3 protein-coding genes and 1 pseudogene are annotated in these 3,100 nt (G+C 34.2%); all 4 read right to left on the bottom strand.

The annotated features are described in order from the left end of the window. Positions 1 to 106, bottom strand: a pseudogene (locus AC1DJR_RS23715) (SDR family NAD(P)-dependent oxidoreductase); the annotation flags it as partial. Further along, entirely contained in the window at positions 103 to 666 is a 564-nt protein-coding gene (locus AC1DJR_RS23710; RefSeq protein ID WP_477003649.1) for a GNAT family N-acetyltransferase, read from the bottom strand. The gene AC1DJR_RS23710 and the pseudogene AC1DJR_RS23715, both read right to left, overlap by 4 nt. Positions 667 to 810: 144 nt before the next feature. Then, positions 811 to 2,313 (bottom strand): class I adenylate-forming enzyme family protein, encoded by a 1,503-nt coding sequence (locus tag AC1DJR_RS23705; RefSeq protein WP_477003648.1) that lies wholly within the window; start codon positions 2,311 to 2,313, stop codon positions 811 to 813. 211 nt (positions 2,314 to 2,524) lie between these two features. After that, on the bottom strand, positions 2,525 to 3,058 hold the full coding sequence (locus AC1DJR_RS23700) for an NAD(P)H-dependent oxidoreductase (protein ID WP_477003647.1): 534 nt from the start codon (positions 3,056 to 3,058) through the stop codon (positions 2,525 to 2,527). Between the last annotated feature and the right edge of the window lie 42 nt (positions 3,059 to 3,100).

The following is a 3,100-nucleotide window of genomic DNA, read 5'->3' as shown; positions in this document are numbered from 1 at the left end:
CTTCCACACTTCTAACTAGCGGATAAACAATATGTCCATTTTCATGAAACACTTTCACTAGCTGTAACCCTAATCCACGATTTCCACCTGTAATAAGTACCCTCATATATCCATCTCCTTATTTTTATAATAAATAAGAAAATCTGCCCACTTACCATTCCCCATAGAAAAYGCCTYTCTCRTACATTCAAATGAAAAACCARCTCTTTCTGCAAGACGAACGGATGGCTCATTATCGATATGTATATGTAATTCGATTCTATGAAATTGAAGGCCGTTAAAAAATAACGGCAGCGCAGCTTTTACACTTTCTACTCCATATCCATTTTTCCAATGTTGATTATGAATAGAGTAACCCATCATCGCCCATTGATAATCCATACGCAAAATTTTAATAAGCTCTAGTTTTCCAATATTCGCTCCATCTTTTTTTCGGAATATGCCTAATACGTACATTTCATCCCGTCTTGCCGCCTCATCAAATCCTCTTATCCATTCCGTAAACCATTCTTTCGTTGAAGACGACATGTCATGATAGCCATCATCGTATTTATATTGAGATGGTAACCTCTTATTGAATCCATCTAACCAACTTTCATAATCCTCTTTTTGAAATGGACGAATAATCAGTCTCTCTGTCTCTACTTGTAATAGTGGCAGCTTCATTTATATCTCTTCCTTTAATTGTTAATTRAATATTCTTTATTATCTTACACAAAATACAAAATCTAGTAAATCATTATGTTTTTTATAAACAAAAATCCAGTTATGCTTTTTACATAACTGGATTCTTCATTATTTAATAACCTTTTATTTCACAAGAAAAACATCCCTTAATTCCCTCTTCAACACTTTCCCTAAAGCGTTTTTCGGTAATTCGTCCATAAATACAACTTCTGGTATTTTATAGCTTGCTAGTTTTTCTTTACAATGCTGAATAATCTCTTCTTCTGTTAAAGACGTTTGAATATCCTTTACAATGTAAGCTGTTGGAACCTCCCCCCAAAAGTCATTTGGAATCCCAACTACTGCAACTTCTAAAACACCATTTATTTCATGAATTACATCTTCTACTTGATCTGGATATACGTTGTCACCACCGCGTACGATAACGTCTTTATATCTTCCCATAATATGTAGAAAYCCATCATCATCTATCATACCGGCATCACCCATGTTAAACCAATTATCTTTTACTACCTTCTTTGTTGCCTCTTCATTATTCCAATATCCTTTAAACATGTACGGGCTTCTTACGTGGATCTCTCCAACTTCATTTGTTGTTAGCTCATCACCTGTTTCTGGATGAACAATTTTCAGCTCTACATGTTTCAAAGTTTTCCCTACAGAAGACATTTTTTCTTTTCCCATATTTGGATGCCAAGAAGTTACTACCCAACCTTCTGTACTCCCATAACCTTGCACCATATAAATRCCTTTTTCCATATATTTTTGAATGAGTGTTTCTGGCACCTTTGTACCACCACTTTGCGCTACTTTAAAGGCCGAAATGTTGCGCTCTTTTTTATCTAATTCATCAAGCATGTAACTATAAACAGCTGGGAACGCAAGCATTGTAGTAATTTTCTCTTCTTCAATCTTATCCCAAATAAGAGTAGGATTCGAATCAGCTAAAAAGACCATCGTAACGCCATGATAAATACAATTTAAAATAGAAAGCACGCCACTCATATGAAACAATGGGTGCACTGATAAAAAGCGTTCACCTGCTGAAATTTCTCTTTGCCCCGCAATTTCATTAAAATAATGATGTAAGTTTTTATGACCAATTACACATGCTTTTGCCTGTCCAGTCGTTCCTGAAGTAAATAAGTAAATGGCATCATCATCTTCATGAACTTCCACATTCGGATCTGTTATTGGCTGTTCCTTTAATTTTAATTCAAATGAGCCAAATCCTTCTTTTGTCGTCTCAATTACATAAGGAATTTCTTTAACTGCATTAATCTTTAATACAACTTCACTAAATTCATCATCAATAACTAATACTTTTAATCTCGCTTCTTTTACAATCGATTCTAATTCATAAGCAGTAAGCTGATGATTAAGCGGAATAAATACCGCTCCAATTTTTAAGCTTGCCATCATAACGCTTGGAAACGGATGATTATTTTTGCATAGAATTCCTATACGATCCCCTCTTTTCACACCGGTATGTAACAAATAATGTGCAAGCTGATTTACTCGTTCATTATACTGCTGAAACGAATACCTTTTCTCTCCACCGATAAGCGCTTSCAAATTTGGTGACTGCATTGCTCTTTTTTGTAATAATTGTCGCATCGTTCTCAAGTAAAACTCCCCTTTATATATGTTAGGATTTTTATTTTACCAGATTAATTATTAATTTACTAAAGATTAAACTTAGTGAATTTAAATGAAGTGAATCTTTAGTCGATGTGGGGTGTTCATCCCCACTGATTATTAGTCCACACCTTACGGGCGGTTAATGCGGGATAAACAAAAATAGCCATCTACTTAACAAGTAAATGGCTATTTCTCCTTATATATTAGAAAACTCCTTATTCATCACATATTTCACATACTCAGGTGCACTTTTGTCAATCTCTTCATCACTGATTTCATATTCCGCACCATATAAATAAAATGATGGTATAAATTCCATTCCTGTATATAAGCTCGTAGCGTGGAATGGTTTCGTTAATTCATCCATTGTAATTCCGCTATTTTTATAGTCTTTTTCTAAGCCACCCATAGAAATAGCTAMACCAAATTCTTTCCCCTTCACTTTATCCCCTTTTGATCCGTAGGCAAATCCATATGTTAATACATCATCGAACCATTTTTTTAATAATGGTGGTGAGCTATACCAGTAGAGTGGAAATTGAAATATATATCGGTCGTGCTCTACTAACAGCTTTTGTTCTTCTTCAATATTAAATTCCCAATTTGGTGCCACTTTATATAATTCATGCACCGTTATTTCATCTGGATATTTCTCAAGTTCTTCTACCCATCTTTTATTAATTCGAGACTTTTCAATATCAGGATGTGCTACAATTACAAGTGTTTTCATATATTTTCTTCCCCCTTATAAATAATTCAAACGCTTTAGTAT

Source organism: Bacillus sp. 05T31, assembly GCF_056396725.1.
This window is presented reverse-complemented; position numbering and strand designations above follow the sequence as displayed.